The sequence below is a fragment of the Dehalobacterium formicoaceticum genome (assembly GCF_002224645.1).
GTDB classification, from domain to species: domain Bacteria; phylum Bacillota; class Dehalobacteriia; order Dehalobacteriales; family Dehalobacteriaceae; genus Dehalobacterium; species Dehalobacterium formicoaceticum.
In genome coordinates, this window is the sequence record NZ_CP022121.1 from 2,342,683 (window position 1) to 2,360,566 (window position 17,884).

The 17,884-nt window shown below is 38.8% G+C and carries 18 protein-coding genes; 13 read left to right on the forward strand and 5 right to left on the reverse strand.

What is annotated here, in order from left to right; all coding sequences use genetic code 11:
* The first annotated feature begins 160 nt into the window (after positions 1–160).
* From CEQ75_RS11375 to CEQ75_RS11390, 4 genes are all read left to right on the forward strand, one after another.
* Complete coding sequence (locus tag CEQ75_RS11375; RefSeq protein ID WP_089610727.1) at positions 161–922, forward strand: REP-associated tyrosine transposase; 762 nt, start codon at positions 161–163, stop codon at positions 920–922.
* Positions 923–1,013: 91 nt separating this feature from the next.
* A complete protein-coding gene (locus CEQ75_RS11380; protein ID WP_089610729.1) occupies positions 1,014–1,484 on the forward strand; it encodes a helix-turn-helix domain-containing protein in 471 nt (156 codons plus the stop codon).
* A gap of 197 nt (positions 1,485–1,681) precedes the next feature.
* On the forward strand, positions 1,682–4,972 hold the full coding sequence (locus CEQ75_RS11385; protein ID WP_089610732.1) for a DEAD/DEAH box helicase family protein: 3,291 nt from the start codon (positions 1,682–1,684) through the stop codon (positions 4,970–4,972).
* 362 nt (positions 4,973–5,334) lie between these two features.
* Positions 5,335–5,703 (forward strand): iron chaperone, encoded by a 369-nt coding sequence (locus CEQ75_RS11390; protein WP_089610734.1) that lies wholly within the window; start codon positions 5,335–5,337, stop codon positions 5,701–5,703.
* Positions 5,704–5,857: 154 nt separating this feature from the next.
* Here the strand turns inward: CEQ75_RS11390 and CEQ75_RS11395 are convergent, their stop codons facing one another.
* Positions 5,858–6,667 carry an ABC transporter permease gene (locus CEQ75_RS11395; protein WP_089610736.1) on the reverse strand — a complete coding sequence of 270 codons (810 nt, stop codon included), beginning with the start codon at positions 6,665–6,667 and terminating at the stop codon, positions 5,858–5,860.
* On the reverse strand, positions 6,654–7,619 hold the full coding sequence (locus CEQ75_RS11400) for an ABC transporter ATP-binding protein (RefSeq protein ID WP_242965137.1): 966 nt from the start codon (positions 7,617–7,619) through the stop codon (positions 6,654–6,656). The genes CEQ75_RS11395 and CEQ75_RS11400 overlap by 14 nt, the downstream gene beginning before the upstream one ends.
* Positions 7,620–7,915: 296 nt before the next feature.
* Here CEQ75_RS11400 and CEQ75_RS11405 point away from each other — a divergent pair, with 296 nt between their 5' ends.
* The 9 genes from CEQ75_RS11405 (at position 7,916) to CEQ75_RS11445 (ending at position 15,912) form a co-directional block, all read left to right on the forward strand.
* Positions 7,916–8,284 carry an iron chaperone gene (locus tag CEQ75_RS11405; RefSeq protein WP_089610738.1) on the forward strand — a complete coding sequence of 123 codons (369 nt, stop codon included), beginning with the start codon at positions 7,916–7,918 and terminating at the stop codon, positions 8,282–8,284.
* A 219-nt stretch (positions 8,285–8,503) separates the two neighbouring features.
* On the forward strand, positions 8,504–8,848 hold the full coding sequence (locus CEQ75_RS11410) for a (2Fe-2S)-binding protein (RefSeq protein ID WP_089610740.1): 345 nt from the start codon (positions 8,504–8,506) through the stop codon (positions 8,846–8,848).
* 17 nt (positions 8,849–8,865) lie between these two features.
* Positions 8,866–9,345 carry an NAD(+)--rifampin ADP-ribosyltransferase gene (gene arr / locus CEQ75_RS11415; protein WP_089610742.1) on the forward strand — a complete coding sequence of 160 codons (480 nt, stop codon included), beginning with the start codon at positions 8,866–8,868 and terminating at the stop codon, positions 9,343–9,345.
* A gap of 324 nt (positions 9,346–9,669) precedes the next feature.
* Positions 9,670–10,104, forward strand: a complete 435-nt coding sequence (locus CEQ75_RS11420) for a MarR family winged helix-turn-helix transcriptional regulator (protein ID WP_089610744.1) — start codon at positions 9,670–9,672, stop codon at positions 10,102–10,104.
* A 238-nt stretch (positions 10,105–10,342) separates the two neighbouring features.
* A complete protein-coding gene (locus CEQ75_RS11425; RefSeq protein WP_089610746.1) occupies positions 10,343–10,786 on the forward strand; it encodes an OsmC family protein in 444 nt (147 codons plus the stop codon).
* 80 nt (positions 10,787–10,866) lie between these two features.
* Positions 10,867–12,534, forward strand: coding sequence for a dihydrolipoyl dehydrogenase (gene lpdA, locus CEQ75_RS11430; RefSeq protein ID WP_089610748.1), 1,668 nt, complete (start codon positions 10,867–10,869; stop codon positions 12,532–12,534).
* The gene (locus tag CEQ75_RS11435) at positions 12,524–13,522 is read left to right on the forward strand and encodes a lipoate--protein ligase (RefSeq protein WP_089610750.1); all 999 of its coding nucleotides are present in this window, start codon (positions 12,524–12,526) and stop codon (positions 13,520–13,522) included. The genes lpdA and CEQ75_RS11435 overlap by 11 nt, the downstream gene beginning before the upstream one ends.
* A 173-nt stretch (positions 13,523–13,695) precedes the next feature.
* Positions 13,696–15,078, forward strand: a complete 1,383-nt coding sequence (locus tag CEQ75_RS11440; protein ID WP_089610752.1) for a uridine kinase family protein — start codon at positions 13,696–13,698, stop codon at positions 15,076–15,078.
* Positions 15,079–15,174: 96 nt separating this feature from the next.
* Positions 15,175–15,912, forward strand: a complete 738-nt coding sequence (locus CEQ75_RS11445; protein ID WP_089610754.1) for a transporter substrate-binding domain-containing protein — start codon at positions 15,175–15,177, stop codon at positions 15,910–15,912.
* Here the strand turns inward: CEQ75_RS11445 and CEQ75_RS11450 are convergent.
* The 3 genes from CEQ75_RS11450 to CEQ75_RS19000 form a co-directional block, all read right to left on the reverse strand.
* Positions 15,907–16,698 carry a protein-ADP-ribose hydrolase gene (locus CEQ75_RS11450; RefSeq protein WP_089610756.1) on the reverse strand — a complete coding sequence of 264 codons (792 nt, stop codon included), beginning with the start codon at positions 16,696–16,698 and terminating at the stop codon, positions 15,907–15,909. The genes CEQ75_RS11445 and CEQ75_RS11450 overlap by 6 nt on opposite strands.
* Positions 16,699–17,106 carry an SIR2 family NAD-dependent protein deacylase gene (locus tag CEQ75_RS18995; RefSeq protein ID WP_242965139.1) on the reverse strand — a complete coding sequence of 136 codons (408 nt, stop codon included), beginning with the start codon at positions 17,104–17,106 and terminating at the stop codon, positions 16,699–16,701.
* Positions 17,107–17,227: 121 nt separating this feature from the next.
* Positions 17,228–17,611, reverse strand: a complete 384-nt coding sequence (locus tag CEQ75_RS19000) for an SIR2 family NAD-dependent protein deacylase (protein ID WP_242965141.1) — start codon at positions 17,609–17,611, stop codon at positions 17,228–17,230.
* Positions 17,612–17,884 lie beyond the last annotated feature (273 nt).

A 17,884-nucleotide genomic window follows, 5' to 3' on the forward strand; every position in this document is an offset into this window, starting at 1 on the left:
ACTATTATTGCGATGGATAACATCAAAAATTCGGTTAAATTTTGATGTCTCTTCCCCACAATTTAGGTTTTTTATTTCGAATTGCTGACTTTTCACACAGTCTGACGGGGTCGTCGACAACACCTCCAATTGATGGTAGCATCAATTGGAGGTGTTTCTTTTGCCAAGAAAAGCCAGGAAGAAAAGTGAAAGTGGAATATACCACATGATGATGAGGAGAATAAATCGGCAGAGCATTTTTGAAGATGAAGAAGACTGTGTGAAATTTATTCAAACTATACAGCAATACAAAGAAAAAAGTGGATATCAAATCTATGCATATTGCTTAATGGGAAATCATGTTCATCTATTATTAAAAATTGGCAAAGAGCCACTAGAACAAATAATGCGGAGAATATGCGGCAGTTATGTTTATTGGTACAACTCCAAATATCAAAGAATCGGAAACTTATTTCAAGACAGATTTAAAAGCGAGCCAGTAGAAAGTGAAACTTACTTTTTAATTCTTTTAAGATATATTCATCAAAATCCAGTTAAAGCCGGATTGGTAAGAGATGTCGAGCAATACAAATGGAGCAGTTTTATTGAATATATAAATAAAACAGAAGTAGTTGATGTGGATTTTGCTTTAGAAATATTTAACGGTGATAGAGAAACGGCAAAAAACAGCTTTACTCAATACATTAGAGGAGCTAATGACGATATTTGTTTGGATATTGAAGAAAAGCATCGAATAACGGATGAAGAAGCAAGAGACATAATCAAAAAAGTTTGTCATGTAGAGAATGCATCGGATATCCAAAAGGCCGATATAGCTATAAGGAATGCATATTTAAAAGAACTAAAAGACCGATATAGCTTATCAATTAGACAAATTGAAAGACTTACAGGTATCAATAGGGGTATTGTTTTAAAAACATGATGCTGTCAATAACCCCGTCCCCCCGACACTCCTGAAGTCGAATCTGTGTCAGGCAGACGAGATTGAAGTTGAAAATGGTGAAATTAGTGGCATGACCTCTACCGTTGAACACACTTTGATTACGGTTGAATGTGATTACCTTACAGTTGAGCAATATGCAGCTATGAACAATGTAGAACCTGTTACCATAAGACAATGGATAAAACGTGGTAAATTAGGACATGCAAAAAAGAATGGACGCGATTGGTTAATCCCTGACATTGAAGATAAGCCTCGGCGTGGTTTTACCAGTGTTCGGTATATAATAGAAAATGATGCACATATTGAAAGTGATGAATTCCCATTGCTACCAGTATCCGACTCAATAACAATTGTGCAGGATCAAAATATGAAAAGCAAATTTATTTGCTACCTTAATAATTATAAAACTAAGTTTCACAGCATACTTGAATTGACAAGAACTGAAGTTGAACGATTGGAACATACCATTATTGAGTCGGGAAAAGCGAGAGTTGCAGCAAATATACAATATGTCCCTTATATTAGAGATATGGAAGGCTGAGTAATTTGTGTGGATTTTAACCGAAATAATACAGAAGCAAAGAGCTTAAATTGTTCAAGGGGTTAAGGCTAAAAAAACAAAATATAAGCATTATTTACACTTTATACTATAATTTTACATAAATATATTGAATGTACTGTCATTCTGTGCTAATTTATTAGAGAGTTAAGGCACAGATTTGATAGAGGTGGGAAAAGTTGACGAAGCAAAAAATTAACAAAGACATTGAGGATATTGAGAAAAACATAAACCTAGATAGTATCGATCAGGAAATCGCGAAGTCTGCTGTCCAAAGTCTTGTTAGCCTTATTATTGACATGGGAAGTGCAGTGGAAAATGAAAATAAGATAGATTTTAGCAGGGCATTGGAGCTCCTGAAGAAAGTTCATACTAATATTGATTCTAATGATTGGCTTTATGATTTTGTCAAAGCCTTTCTTTTTTATGTCTCAGGAAAATATAATGACTATTTGCAAACGATTAGAGTATTTGTAGCTAAGTATATAAAAGATAAGAAAAAATTCTCGTATGAAGCTGCTGAAGATTATTTTTTTGCTGTGTTTAATAATTTAAAGTTAAATGATAAAGTATTTCAAGCTTCTTATTCCGATAAATTCCTTCCAAAATTTCATACAATACTTAAAAAGCATTGTCCAGATTCGGCATTAGAACGGTATATAAGATTTTGTTTGGCGAAAACACAGAATTCGACCATACTCATAAAACATCTCCAGGGTGTGTTGGAAAATGATGAAAAATGGGCAGTTGCTTATGCTCACCTTGGGGATATTTACTATGATAAGTCAGAATGGCAAAAGGCTGTTGAGAATTATGAAAAAGCTATTAAAACAAGTGAGTATAGCAAAACCGACGCCATATATTTCTACCTTGGATGGGCTTATTCAAAACTCAAGGATTATAAGAACGAAGAAACAGCTTACAGAAAATGTATTGAAATTACCCCCGCGTACCCGTTTGCTAATAACAACTTGGGTTATTGTCTTGTTAGACAACTAAGGTATGAAGAAGCACTTGCCGTTTTCGATCAGTGTATTGAACTTGAAACTGATAAGCACTTTCCATATAGGAATAAGTTTGACACGCTAAAGAAACTAGGGAGGATTGAAGAAGCAGTAGTGCTAGTTGAAACATGGCCCAAATATTTCAACACAAAGTTTTACAGGGAAGAATTCCAAAAAATCAAGGGGGGATCATCGCAAATGACCGATATCTTCAGGAAATTGAACGAAGTAACTGAATCGGATTACGCCGGGGAAATGAGAGTTGCCAACGCTTCGAGCGGGATTGAATTGTACCCCCATCAACAGGATGCTATTCGGGCCATGAATAAAGTTATCTTAAATGCCAATGATTATGCTGGTCTTTTGGTTTTACCTACTGGCGGTGGAAAAACCCTTACTGCAACATACTGGTTAATGCAAAGTCTCCTGGACAAAGGCAGAAAGATCGTCTGGCTTGCGCATCGGCACGAGTTGCTAAATCAGGCTCAGCGTGGTTTTGAAAAGGTCTGCTATAAGGATATTGCCCAAAACAAACCATCCTATAACTGGCGAATTATTTCCGGTCAACACGATAAGCCGATTCACATTAAGCCTACTGACGATATCATCATTGCTAGCAAAACCAGTCTAAAGCGGGGATTAGATTATTTCCTGCAAAAGTGGCTTAAAGAAAATGGAGACAAAGTATTTTTGATTATTGATGAAGCCCACCATGCCACTGCAAGCGAATACCGTGATTTAATTAACTGCATCAGGACTAATTCAAAGCACTTCAAAATGCTTGGTTTAACGGCTACGCCGTTTAGAACTGCCAGCAATGAGCAGGGTTTGCTGAAAAAAGTTTTTCCAAATGATATTGTATATAAAATTGATTTGCGTGAACTGATCAACCGGGGTATCCTTTCTGAACCAATTTTCAAATCCGTTTCAACAAATGTTAACATGGTTAAACTGTTTGAAGAAAACAATTCAAAAGAGGCATTAGATCGAATTGCGCGCGACAGCTTTTTTGATATCGAAAGTATTGGTAAAGAAACGGCTGCAGCAATTGCTAATAACAGCAAGAGAAACAGCGCAATAGTTAATGAGTATGTGAAAAATAAAGATAAGTATAGGCAAACGCTTGTCTTTGCCTTGAATGTGGACATGGCGATTGTCATAAACGGATTATTTAATGCGGCAGGTATCCGCTCGGATTTCGTTGTATCCGACATCAGGGATCAAGTGACTCAGGTTACAATTTCTTCCGAAGAAAATGGAGAAAAAATTCAAAAATTCCGTGATGGCGAGTTGGACGTTCTTGTAAACGTCAACATTCTGACTGAAGGTACTGATTTGCCAAAGGTTCAGTCCGTTTTTCTGACGCGTCCGACTAAATCGAATATACTTATGACACAGATGATTGGGCGTGCGTTACGCGGTGAAAAGGCTGGAGGGACAAAAGACGCTTATATCGTCAGCTTTATTGATGAGTGGCAGGAAAAAATAGCCTGGGTCAACCCGGAACAATTGTTCATCGACGAAAACGTCGACTTTACAAAAAAAGATTACGAGACGCGAAAAATGGCAATGCGCCTTGTTTCCATTGCCAAACTGGAGGAATTTGCTAAAATCGCAAACGACACCATTGATTCAAGGTTGTCTGAATTGGCCTTTATTGACCGGATTCCGATTGGAATTTATAAGTTTTCTTATCTTGTTGAAGGTTCTGAGGAAGAAGAACTTGATAAATCCTGTAATGTGCTTGTGTATGATTGCATGAAAACAGCCTATGAGGATTTTCTGGCATGGCTTCAGTCAGCTGATTTATCTGACGTTGATGCAGCGGTCGAGCATGTGGACACCACACTGTTCGGAACGATGGATCTTCTGCTTGGTTACAGAAAACAGGATGTCTTCGATGTCATTCAGTATTATAAGCAGACGCAGGAAACTCCACAGATGATTTATTTGTCAGAGCGCTCAGACTATGACGTAACCAATATTGCTCGGTATATTGTGGATAATGAGCTTACTCAGTCGGCCAAAAAAGAATACATCGATTCACAATGGAATAGGAGTGATACGCATTGGGCCGTGTTTTTCGGCATTGATAAGCAGAAAGCGTTCCGTAAGTTGATTAACGATGCCATCGACCGCATTGAAAATCCTGAAGATTATGCTAAGCCATCGGTCAAACCCATCACTGAGAAGGAAAAAATCCTCATTCAGGAATTACCGCTCCAAGAGATAAGACGCAGATTCCCAGAACTTGAAGAAAAAATCAGATACGCAGTCTTTGAAAAATATTCGGATCCAAGTGGCTTTTATTATAGCGGTCTGAGCGGATATAAAAGCAAGAATAAGCTTGATTTTCAAATTGACCATATTAAACCAATGTCCAGTGGAGGTCTGACGGTAATGGATAATCTGCAACTTCTAACTCGAACTGAGAACCTTCGAAAAAGCGACAAACACTCCCGTTAAGCATTGAGCTTTAATCGATAAAAATATGGTGGGGTGTGTATTCTCCATTGATCTGTTTTTAGAGGTAACAGGGGGAGGGGGTTATTGACATTTATTAGGTGTCGACAACCCCGTCCCTCTGTCATTCCGATCGGGAAACAGGTGCTATTACCCTAACCTATAAGAGGGACAAGGGGACAGGCACCTTGTCCCTCAAGTTTATTTCTGGTAGAATATCACTTAAGTTAAAAAATGCCAAGGTATGCCAGAAAGACAAGTAAAAGTGTTGCCCAATGAACTGTGGGAAGTATTCGCCTTAAAGCAATAACTTGCATTATGCAATCCGTGTGTGCCGCAACTTGGCGGCGGAAGGGAGACCAGCTATGAAAGATTTTCAAATATTTTTAGATAGTATCGGTGAATCGGACAAAAGGGAACGGATGGAAAGCATCCTAAATAACATTAAGGACATGTTTCCTCAATTGAATGAAGAAATTAAGTGGAATCAGCCGATGTTTAGTGACCATGGAACTTTTATCATCGGTTTTAGTGTTGCTAAAGGGCACATTGCGGTAGCGCCTGAAGCGGTGGTCATTAGTTTGTTTGAAAAGGAGATCGAGGAAGCAGGTTATACCCATACACAGGAGCTGTTTAGAATCACATGGACGGATAATGTAGATTTTGAATTGTTATATAAAATGGTTGCCTACAACATTGAGGATAAAAAAGATATGACAAATTTTTGGAGGTAATAAAAATAGGTGATAGAAAGGGAAAGAAAGGGAAAGGGGACAGGCACCTTGTCCCTCGAATTTATTTCTGATAGGGACGATGTACCTGTCCCCCCGTCCCACCCCATTAAAATGTTCATTTATACTGCATTACTTATCAATAATTGTAGCTACTTTACTTAGCACCAGTTGCCATTTTAGTGAATCTTTTTGCACCAATATAGCCCATAATAAGTATGCTTACTATCAGACCAGTAATGCTAAGCCATATAGGCATATATCCAATTTGTGGTGTAAGTATCGCTCGTAAAGCTTCATTTGCATACACAAGAGGGTTTATAAGTACGATTTTTTGAATAACTGGAGTGGCGGCAAGGCTGCTCCAAGAGAAGAAAATCGCACCCAAAAACACAACAGGCATTAAGAACCCTGGGAACATTGCTGCAATTTGCATTGGCTTTATAATTGTACCAACTAAAAGACCCAGTGTTGCAGAGGCAATAGAAATCAGTATAAGCACTGGAATCAGAATAAGAATTCCTTCTGGTGTAACCGAAATATCAAGAGAGCTTCCCATGAAAACAAGAGAAATTGGCAACACAATCAGCCCTCCGATAAATGATTCTATAATACCAACTAACATTTTAGCCAATGCAATGATATTTATCGATACAGGTGCAAGTAGCCGGTCTTCAATCTCACGGAGATTATTGAAATCCATTGTAAACGGAACTGCTGTTCCATGGATACCTGTTATTAACATGCTCATGCCTATCATTCCTGAAAACATCTGGGTTGGAAAGGTAGTAGGTAATAAACCGATTCTTGGTAGAATATAACCATATGTTAAAATCAGGATAAACGGTAGCATAGCAACACGGAATACAAACTCCCATTTATCTCTCAATTGTATAACAAGGTCTCGTTTGACCATCGCCTTGAAGGCAGTCAATGTAGTATCCTTTATTTGATTATTTGATTTCATTGCTCATAATCCCCTTTCCTGTCAAGTGAATGAATACATCATCTAACGTGCTGGTACTCAAGCTGATGTTCTGTAAAGTTGTATCAAGACCTTTTACCCAACTTACTAAACGGTTAAAATCCGGTTGCGCATCCTTCATATAAAGCTGGAGTAAGCCGCTTTGAATAGTAGCCTTCTCAACACCAGGCAATTCCTTTGCCGACTCTACATAACTATCATTAAGTACAGACAGTTTCATGGATACAATGTTGTTGGATGGAATCATGTTCTTCAACTCTGAAGAAGTACCTAGAGCTATCAGTTCTCCATTATTGATGATTGCGATACGGTCACATAGTTGCTCAGGTTCCTCCATGTAATGTGTTGTAAGAAATATTGTTGTACCTGCTTTGTTGAGCTCTACCATTTGTTCCCACAAAATAGAGCGGTAACTAGGGTCAAGACCTGTGGTTGGTTCATCTAGATACAGTATGTCAGGAGTATGAATCATTGCTCTAGCGATTTTTACCCTTTGTGCCATACCACCTGAATAGCTTTTTACATAATCATGTTGACGATCTGCTAGGCCAAATTTTTCAAGGTATTCATCTGCCTTTTTGTTTGCCATGTTTGTTTCCATGCCAAAATATTTTGCATGATACATTAGATTTTCCCTTGCAGTCAAACCTCTATCTAAATTGTTATGCTGCGCGACAACTCCAATCTTTCTTCGTGCGTTAGCCGGATTTTTGATCAATGATTCTCCATCTAGCAAAATATCTCCAGCGGTTGCTGGTTTTTGTGTTGTCAACATGCTAATAGTTGTGCTTTTACCCGCACCATTTGGACCTAAAAAACCAAACACCTCACCACGTCTAACATTAAAACTTATATTTTTTACAGCTTCAATCTTGCGTCCATTTTTCATAGTAAAAATCTTTTTTAACTCTTTTACTTCTAAAATATTATTCATAATACTAGCCACCTTATTTACTTATATTTTTTATATTTTACCCGAAATTTTATAATTTATCTTGGTTGTCGCAATATTCAATTAGATTCAAATACATGTGGACGAGGGGACAGGCACCTTGTCCCCCATGTTTATTTCTGGTAGAATATCACTTAAGTTAAAAAATGCCAAGGTATGCCAGAAAGACAAGTAAAAGTGTTGCCCAATGAACTGTGGGATGTATTCGTCTTAAAGCAATAACTTGCATTATAGCAATCCGTGTAGGCCGCGACTTGGCGGCGGAAGGGAGACTAGCTATGAAAGATTTTCAAATATTTTTAGATAGTATCGGTGAATCGGACAAAAGGGAACGGATGGAAAGCATCCTAAATAACATTAAAGACAAGTTTCCTCAATTGAATGAAGAAATTAAGTGGAATCAGCCGATGTTTAGTGACCATGGAACTTTTATCATCGGTTTTAGTGTTGCTAAAGGGCATATTGCGGTGGCGCCTGAAGCGGTGGTCATTAGTCTGTTTGAAAAGGAGATCGAGGAAGCAGGTTATACCCATACACAGGAGCTGTTCAGAATCAAGTGGGCGGATAATGTAGATTTTGAATTGTTATATAAAATGGTTGCCTACAACATTGAGGATAAAAAAGATATGACAAATTTTTGGAGGTAATAAAAAAAGGTGGTAGAAAGGGAAAGAAAGGGAAAGGGGACAGGCACCTTGTTCCTCGAGTTTATTTCTGATAGGGACGATGTACCTGTCCCCCTGTCCCCCCGGCAGAGTAAGATATAAAAACAAATATATTAAAATTATACAGGAAAAACTCTATGGCAAACAGTCGATTTTAGGTATACTAGATAAGTAAATATTTATTTAAAGGAGATACAAAAAATGGCAAAAAACAGAATAATTTGTACAACAAATGATGTTGATTATCTATCAATTAGAAAGGCGATGACTTCTGGTGCAAGAACTATAGAAGAAATAGCAGAGTTAGCAGGAGTATGTACTGAGTGTGAAGGATGTAAAAGTGAATTAGAAGCAATACTTTCTTCTGTTTGCGGCTGCAAGAAGGTTTCTTTGGAAGCGGTAGTAAATGCAGTTAAAAATGGTGCAGATACAGTAGAAAAGGTTGGAGAAGTAACAGGCGCTGGAACAGGTGTAGATGAAGAAACAGGTGAAGAATGTGGAAAATGTAAGGGCCTTATCCAAAACATTATTGATTTAGGGAGATAAGGGGACGGGAGGCTTCAATGGTGGGCGAAAAAGAAATACTTAATAATCTCGAAAAGCTAACCACTGAAACTGGATTAGAGAAATTATTGAATAAACCCATAGACACCGGCCCTTTCTACCATGGCACAAAAGCCGATTTAAAGGTTGGGGATTTGCTGGAACCTGGCTTTAGTTCTAATTATGGTAAGCGAAAGAAGGCTAACTTCATCTATTTCACCGCAACCATGGATGCGGCGATTTGGGGAGCAGAACTTGCGGTTGGTGATCATCCAGGTCGGATCTATCAAGTGGAGCCCATCGATACTTTTGAGAATGATCCTAATTTAACTGATAAGAAATTCCCAGGCAATCCGACAAGGTCTTATCGTACCAAGCAACCGCTGCGAATAGTGGGCGAAGTCTTGGAATGGGAGGGACATTCTCCAGAGGTGCTCCAGAACATGTTAGATAACCTTGAGAAGCTAAAATCGCAAGGGATCGAGGCAATTAACGAATGATCACATGTTAGTCGATTATTTTGGGCACAGATTGTCGGATGGCTAAATGCATCCTATGATAATATTGATGATCCAGACCCTAAAATTTAAAAAAAATCAAAGTATTAAAGCGCGAGGGCACTCTTAAATAGAGTGCCCTTTTCGTAAATGATTTTGTGATTGAAATTATGAGTGATTTGCGATAAAGTAAGCATATGAAGAGCCCTTTCTGCGGGTTCTTTTAAAGTCCACATCTCAACGGTTGAACTAATTTGTTGGAAGAACCGTGCATAATTCAGGTAGATCGGATATTATAAATCAGGATATTAGTTTAGGGGGAATTGGATGTTTGATATAGACACTTGTTTATACTATATAACAGGAAACTCTGCCAGGAAAATAAACGAGGCAGTTAATGAGAGGGTATTTAAAAATGGAGTTACCTCGGTTCAATGGATAGCTTTATACAATATAGGTAAATATGAAAAAATTAGTCAAACGGACCTTTGTCATGCAATGAATAAAAAACCATCTACAGTTGCCAGGCTAATTGATAGAATGGAAAAAGAAGGATATGTATTAAGGCAAAGAAGTTCTGAGGACAGAAGGGTGATATATTTAAGTTTAACCGACAAGGGAACAAGGGCAAGGGTAGATTTATTACCGAAAGCAGATAAGCTGAGCAAGATTGTCAGTCAAGGAATTTCAGAGGAACATTTGGCAATCTTTAAGAATGTATTGAAAACAATGTCTGAAAATGTGAGCAAAGAAGAAGAGTGAAAAAGGCTTTAATATTAACTAAGTTTTAGGGTTGCATCACCTATGAGTGATGCAGCTTTTTTCTTTTTTTAATAAAGATCTGTATTTAAAAGAATACATAATTAAATAATTATTAAAATGATTAGCAAAAAACCACTAAATCCGTTGACTTTATCATGTCGGCTGATATAATAGTTGTAATAGCAATTATTTTATGCAAACACTGCTATTACTCAAAATGTGTAAAGGAGTCGATACCATGGAATTAATGACATTGAAAGCTGTTGTGAGAAAAAAAGAAGGTCTGGCAGTTGAAGCTGAAGCAAGAGGATTTAAGGTTATATTTGATGAGCCGGAAGATCTGGGCGGAACAGATACCGGCATGAACCCGGTTGAAGCTATGTTATGCAGCCTTGGCGGGTGCCAGGCAATTGCTGCTTTATCATTTGCAGACGATGTGGGGATAGACGTACAAGACTTTTGGGTAGAGCTGGAAGGCGATCTTGACCTTGAAGGTTTCAAAGGATTATCTGAAGCAAGACCTGGATGCTCAGATATTAGATTCCATATGCATATTAAAAGTGACTCTCCCGCAGATAAAATCGAAGAATTTATCGAGCTTGTTGAATCCAGGTGCCCAGTGGGGGATTCGTTAGCAAACGGAGTAAAACTGGAAAGAACTAAAATAACCATAGAAAAATAATTAGAAGTTTTTAGGGGACAACTAGATGGTAAGGGGAGCTAGTGTCCTCTTAATATACAGGGGAATTTTGGAGGGAAATCATGATCATTGAAATAAAGAGTCCCAAAAAAGGGACTATAGGTAAAATAAATGTAAGTGTGGGTGATAAAGTTACAGCGGGTCAAGAGCTATTATCATTAGAAACTAAGAAGGGTAATGCAGTTGTTAAATCCCAACATGACGGAGCTGTAGAATCTATCGAGGTAGAGGAAGGGGCAGAAGTAAAGGCTTTAGATATTTTATTGAAAATTGCCGGATCACAAGAGACGGCTGTTCAGAAAACTGAGGAAAAAGTTAAATCTGAAGAAAAAATCGAATGTGATTTAACTATTATCGGCGGAGGTCCCGGCGGGTATGTGGCCGCTATTAAAGGGGCAAAACTGGGGGCTAAAGTCGTATTGATTGAGGAAGGAGCTTTAGGGGGGACCTGCTTAAATTATGGATGTATCCCGACCAAAGCCCTTGTGCGATCGGCGGAAGTATTTGATAGCTTTAAAGAAGCTGCTGAGTATGGATTAAGTGCCAAAGACTTCCGTGTGGATATGGAAAAGGTTATCGACCGAAAAAATGCTATTGTCAGTAAATTGGTGGGAGGGGTAGAAGACCTCTTAGAAAAAAATAATATCAGAGTAATTTCCGGCAGGGGAAAACTGATAAATAAAGACACTGTTCAAGCAGAAACAGAAGATAAGATTATCGAAGTAAATAGCAAGGATATCATCATCGCCACAGGCTCTGAACCCTCATGTCCCCCTATTCCCGGAGCAAATTCTAAAAGCGTCGTGACCAGTAAAGAAATATTGGATCTGAAGGAGCTTCCCGAAAAGTTTGCCATAGTAGGCGGCGGAGTAATAGGAATGGAAATTGCTTTTATATTTGCTTCTTTCGGGGTGGAGGTATTTGTCATCGAATTCTTGGATGATGTGCTTCAGACCTTAGATGAGGACGTAATTGAAGAAATAAAAACGGCGGCAGAACAAAAGGGCATCAAGATTTATACAGGTTCAGAGGTTGAAGAAGTAATAGACACATTAAATGAAAAGTCCATGGTAAGGTTTACAAAAGATGGAAGACCAGAATATTTATCCGTCGACAAGATACTCATGTGCACCGGGAGAAGACCTTATCTTGAAGGATTAGGCATAGAAGCAGTTGGCATAGAACTAAATGAAAACAAAAGAGGCATTAAAGTAAATGAGAAAATGCAAACCAATATCGACAATATCTATGCTATCGGCGATGTTACCGATATCATGCAGCTTGCTCATGTAGCTTCTCATCAGGGAATTGTGGCTGTCGAAAATATCATGGGACATAATGCAGAAATGGATTATTCGGCGGTACCCAGTGCCATATTTACCCACCCGGAAATTGCCACAGTAGGATTAACTGAAAAGGAGGCTCAATCAAAGGGATTAAACATAGAAGTAGGCAAATTTCCTTATGCCGCCAATGGTAAAGCACTTACCGTGGGAGATGATCGGGGATTTATTAAAATTATCAAAGATCAAGATACAGAAAAAATCGTAGGAGCACATATCATCGGCATAAATGCAGCTGATTTAATATCCTCTTTAACAATAGCCGTTAAAAATGGGTTGACGACAAAACAAATCACAGAGACAATTTTTGCTCATCCCACAACTGCAGAGGTGATCCATGAAGGTGTTCTCTCTGTAGAAGGAGGAGCATTGCATTTTGCCGAATAATTGTGCGTTAAAACTGGTTAGATCCTTGAGTTTCAATCCTTGGTATAACTTAGCTGTCGAAGAGGAGCTTTTTAGGAATATAAAATCGGATCAAGTAATACTCTACCTATGGCAAAATGAAAATACCGTAGTAATCGGCAGAAATCAAAACCCCTGGCGAGAGTGCCGATGTAAAATATTAGAAGAGCATGGCGGAAAGTTAGCCAGAAGACTTTCCGGTGGTGGAGCAGTTTATCACGACTTGGGTAATTTAAATTTTACCTTTGTCGCCAAAGAAGGCGCCTTTAATATCAAGAAACAACTGGAAGTAATTATTGAGGCAGTTAAACTTAAGGGCATTGATGCTGAGTTTTCCGGAAGAAATGATATTGTCGCCCAGGGAAAGAAATTTTCAGGGAATGCATTTTACTATGATGATGATAACTGCTATCACCACGGTACCCTTCTGGTCGCATCAGATATGAAAAAAATACAGCAATATCTCCAGGTGAGTAAGGAAAAAATAAAATCAAAGGGAGTTAATTCGGTTGAATCCCGAGTGGTAAATCTTAACACGATCAATCCCGGCTTAGATATTAATAATTTAAGTGCAGCCTTAGAGCAAAGCTTTCAACAAGTATATCATGGTACGATCAGCGAAACCAAGGTGATAGATGAGGATATGGGCAGCGTTAAAAAGCTTTATGAAAAATACTCTTCATGGAATTGGCGCTATGGAGAATCGCCAAAATTTGAAATGACACTTTATCACAGATTCAAGTGGGGAGATTTAGATATTAATTTTAATTTAAAAGATGGGCATATCAGCAAGGTAACTGTATTCTCCGATGCCATCGATTGTAAACTAATCAAAGATATCGAAGAAGTATTGCTGGGAATAGAGTTTTCTAAAAAAGCCATCTTAATGAATCTGGAAAATTTAAAAAATCGATATGATAAAAATTTAATTGATGAAATAAAGAACTGGATCGACGAAAAAGAAATATAGGAACTTATATAATCTCGATACAAGCAATAATTATGGCCATTGAATTCCCGAATTGTCGACTAATTAAAAACTTGCTATAATGACCGGAGTATATAAATATATTCTGGTCATTATTTCCTAATAAGATAGGTATCGTTGCTCAAAAGAATGCTAAATTGAAAGAAGGTGAAGCTATGGCCGAAACGCACCTGACACAAAGCCGTCAGACTGTCAACCTCGGATTGATCATCGTTACTAAGCAGCTTTTTCCTGAGGAATCACTAAAAATCGCCTATTCCATACAGGAAGCACTATTCTGCCGGTTTACAGAAACGGCAATTTCAGTTAGAGAAGTCCGCCAGATTGATTTGAAACTGAAAGAATGGATTCTGACCGACCCCGATATTGAGTTTTTAAGCCGGGAGGGGGGATATTATCATTACCGGGTCGCAGGTAACGTTATTAAGATGCTTTATCCCTGCGAAACCAGCGTCGAAACGATTGGTCCTTTCGACCTGATTCCTTACGCAGACGGATTCATTATATCCTTTAGGGAAGATGGCCAAATCAATACTTTGTTGGTTCCGCCGGACAAACTCTCCGCCACATATGATAAGACACAAAAGTGGCTGAAGAACATTAAGTTGGAGCTTTTGCGTGATGTTAACAGCTATATCGCAAGCGGGGCAACCCTCAAGTTGATCGGGATGGCAGAAGCTTTGCAAGAGAAGGAGATCTCGAATATTGCAGATGTGATACTTCAACGGAAAAAAATCCTGCGGGTGCTTCTCATTTCTGGGGCATCTTCTTCCGGCAAGACCTCTTTTTCTCAAAGATTGTCGACTCAGTTGAGCGTAAACGGATTTAATCCGATCACACTTTCTTTGGATGATTATTTTGTGGACAGGGAAAAATCCCCGCGCGATGCGTGTGGAAGGTATGATTTCGACTGCGTAGAAGCATTAGATATTAAATTTATGCAGCAGCAGCTGTCAGATCTGATTGATGGGAAGACGGTAGAGACGCCGATTTTCGATTTTAAAACCGGCCTCCGTTCCTCAAAAACAAGAAAATTGCATGTCGGTCCTGATGATATCCTGGTAGTGGAGGGTATCCATGCTTTGAACCCCATTTTGTTTCCTAATATTAACAGAATCATCTTATTTAAAGTGTACATTACGGCTCTTTACGAATTGAATATCGACTTGATAAACAGAGTCCCAAGCACGGAAGTTAGAATGATCAGAAGAATTGTCAGAGGGGATCAATTCCGTGATACCCATCCGGAGGAAACGCTGAAGCAGTGGGATAACGTGAGACTTGGGGAATACAAAAATATATTTAAGTTCCAGGAAGAAGCTGATGTCATGTTCAATTCCAGTCTTCTCTACGAAGTGAATGCCCTTAGGCCATATGCAGAAGAATCTCTGAATAAAATTGAGGATGACAGCCCATTTGCGGAGACAAAGGAACGTTTGCTGAGAATTATATCTTTCTTTGAGCCAATGGATACTGCAAAAGTCCCTTTCAATTCCATATTGCGTGAATTTATTGGAGGAAGTATCTATTTTGATTAGATTGATGGAATTTCAATGGAATTTCAATGGTAAAGGAAGAATATATGCAGATATCAGGAAGATATCGAATAGATAGAATGATTCAGGAGGTGGGCCATGATTATTGAAGAAAAAACCTCAAAGATGAGATCCCTTTCAGACTTCGAAAATGCAACTTTTGCAATTGTAGAAGGAATGGTTTATGATGAGTGGGTTTTAAAACTGCTGCCTGAGGCACATTTCCACTATTTCAGAACGATAAATGATTGTCTTGCGGCATTGAAGAATGGTGACGTGGAAGTCTTTCCTTATGAGGATGTCATGCTAAGATATATTTCAGCAAATTTACATGAATCGTTTACAATTATAAACATTGATAACGTTAACGTTAAAGTTGATGATTACGGATTTGCTGTGAACTTTAACAGACCGGATTTAAAGAAAGCAATAGACGATACCATTGCTGAAATTAAAGCTAATGGTATTTATGAAAAAATGATAAAAAGATGGTTTCCGAAAGTCGGGGCGACAGGAATTATGCCCAAAATTGAATTGACCGGGAAAAATGGAACATTAAAATTAGGAACAAGCGCGGTGGAGAGACCTTTTACATTTATTGTGGGAGATAAAGTAACTACAGGTTTTGATATTGAGTTAGCCAAGCGCATATGCAGCAGATTGGACATGGATCTGGAAATTACCGATATTCTTTTTTCAGAGTTGATAGCTTCACTTGTTTCTGGTGAAGTGGATATGATTGGGGCTGCTGTTATCATTACGGAAGAGAGGGCTAAGAAGGTTCTCTTTTCGGAGCCTTATTTTCAAGGCAAAATGGCATTTTTAGTTAAATTATGAGCTGAGAATATCTCGATAGATCATAAAATCCCGGTCAGTGAAGACATTAAAGACCACCTGAATTGGGGTTTGCCCTAGGGTTCGTTGAACACCTTGAAAATCGGTCACAGCGGCCACAGCAATTAAAGCGGCAAGCTCTTGCGGGAAATTGAAGACTCCCGTAGAGATGCACGGAAAGGCAATATTAGTCAGTCCATGGTCTTGCGCCAGCTTCAAACTGGAAATATAGGAGGAGCGCAATGCTTCCTGGGCTTGGGTACCCGGAGCTTGACCGGGTGGGATTGCCGGGCCTACCGTGTGAATGACATATTTTGCGGGCAGTTGGTAACCAGGCGATATTTTAGCAAGGCCCACTCCTTCATCATGACCCTGCTTGACCATCAGATCATTCATATAGAGGCGCATTTTGACACCGGCCCGGGTATGGATGATGTTATCGATGCAAGAATGATTGGGTACAAAGCAGCCTAAGAGCTGACTGTTGGCAGCATTAACGATGGTGTCTAACTGAAGCTGGGTAATATCTCCTTGCCACAAGTATTGATTGGCCCGGATGGGGGTTAGGTCTGCTAAAGTAATCCTATCCCGGCTTTGATTTTCTTCTGCCAGAAAGCTGTCTTCAATTGCTAAAAATTCTTCCGAAATCTCCTGGGGCGGGCGGATATTGATTAAAGCCCGCAGATATTCTTTTGCCTGGTCCTGGGGTCTGGTAAGATCAATTGTTTCGTTCCCCCGTTCCTTTTCCAGGTAATTAATCATATAGTTGATCCGGTCTTGTTGATCCATTTAATGACCTCCTTGTTGACTCAATCTGTATAAATCTTTGATCGGTAAAGCAAGATCTCCGTAAATAGGCATGGCTCGATCTAAGAGATAATCTGGGATCGGCTGTTTTTCCACAGATAAGTTGACATAATAAGCTTTAGGGTTCTCACGGGCCATGCGTAAGAATGGATATTTAATAATAACCGGGGTATTGTAGCCCACACCCATTTCCAAATAGAGGATCCGCTTGTCTTTATTTTTTTCCAAAAAGTTGGTATAACGTTCTTTGGCTTGATACCAACCTTGATCTTGAACAAAGCGGCTATCCACCCGGCCATTTTTAGTCATGGGCCCGCCGCATTTGGGACAGACCGGGACTAATTCTTTGGGGATTTTCAAGTTTTCATCAGTCTGCTGATACATAGCCATGAGCAGATCTGAAGCATCATAGGTTTCTTGGTGGCAAGGAGTGGCACATTGGATGAGGCCAAAGGATCCTTGGGTATAAAATAGTTTTGTTTTATCAAATCCGTTGGTAATGAATTGATGGTCAACATTGGTTGTAATAATAGGTTGTAATAATAAAATGGTTGAAATCCTGAAACAATTGTTTCAGCATCTGGTAAGTCTCATTAGAGTCTTCCCGGTAGCGGAAAACATAGCAGAGGCATGCCCAAAATGCCCAAAATTCCTCTTTGCTTGGATATGGGTAGAAAATTCCGGCATAGGCATCATCGAAGCCGTATTTTTTCTGGAATTGTGAGAAATATTCATTGAAGAGGGGCCCGCCAAAATCATAACCTGCCGCGGTTGAAAAACCAAAACCAGATCCGGCACCAATCACGATAGCATCTGCTTCATGCATTAATTTATAAAGGGCTTGAACCCGTTCGGGATAAGTGAGCTCCGGAAGAGTGTCATAAATTCGTTCCATAGTAATAGATCCTCCTGAATAGATATCATTCGCTTATTAAATGAGCGTATGTATATTATACTCACATCGCTAAAGAGATTGAAGTTATAAGCAAAATTATTAGCAGCTAATAATTTTAATAGTTACTTGTTTATAAATAGCAATACCTGTATAATTATAATAATGCTATGATAAGAAACAGGAGCCGGAAGATCCAACAGATAAAACAAATATATTGGGAGCCTTGATAGGATATGGATATAGGATATATGCTTATTAGCTTTTTTGCTCTTC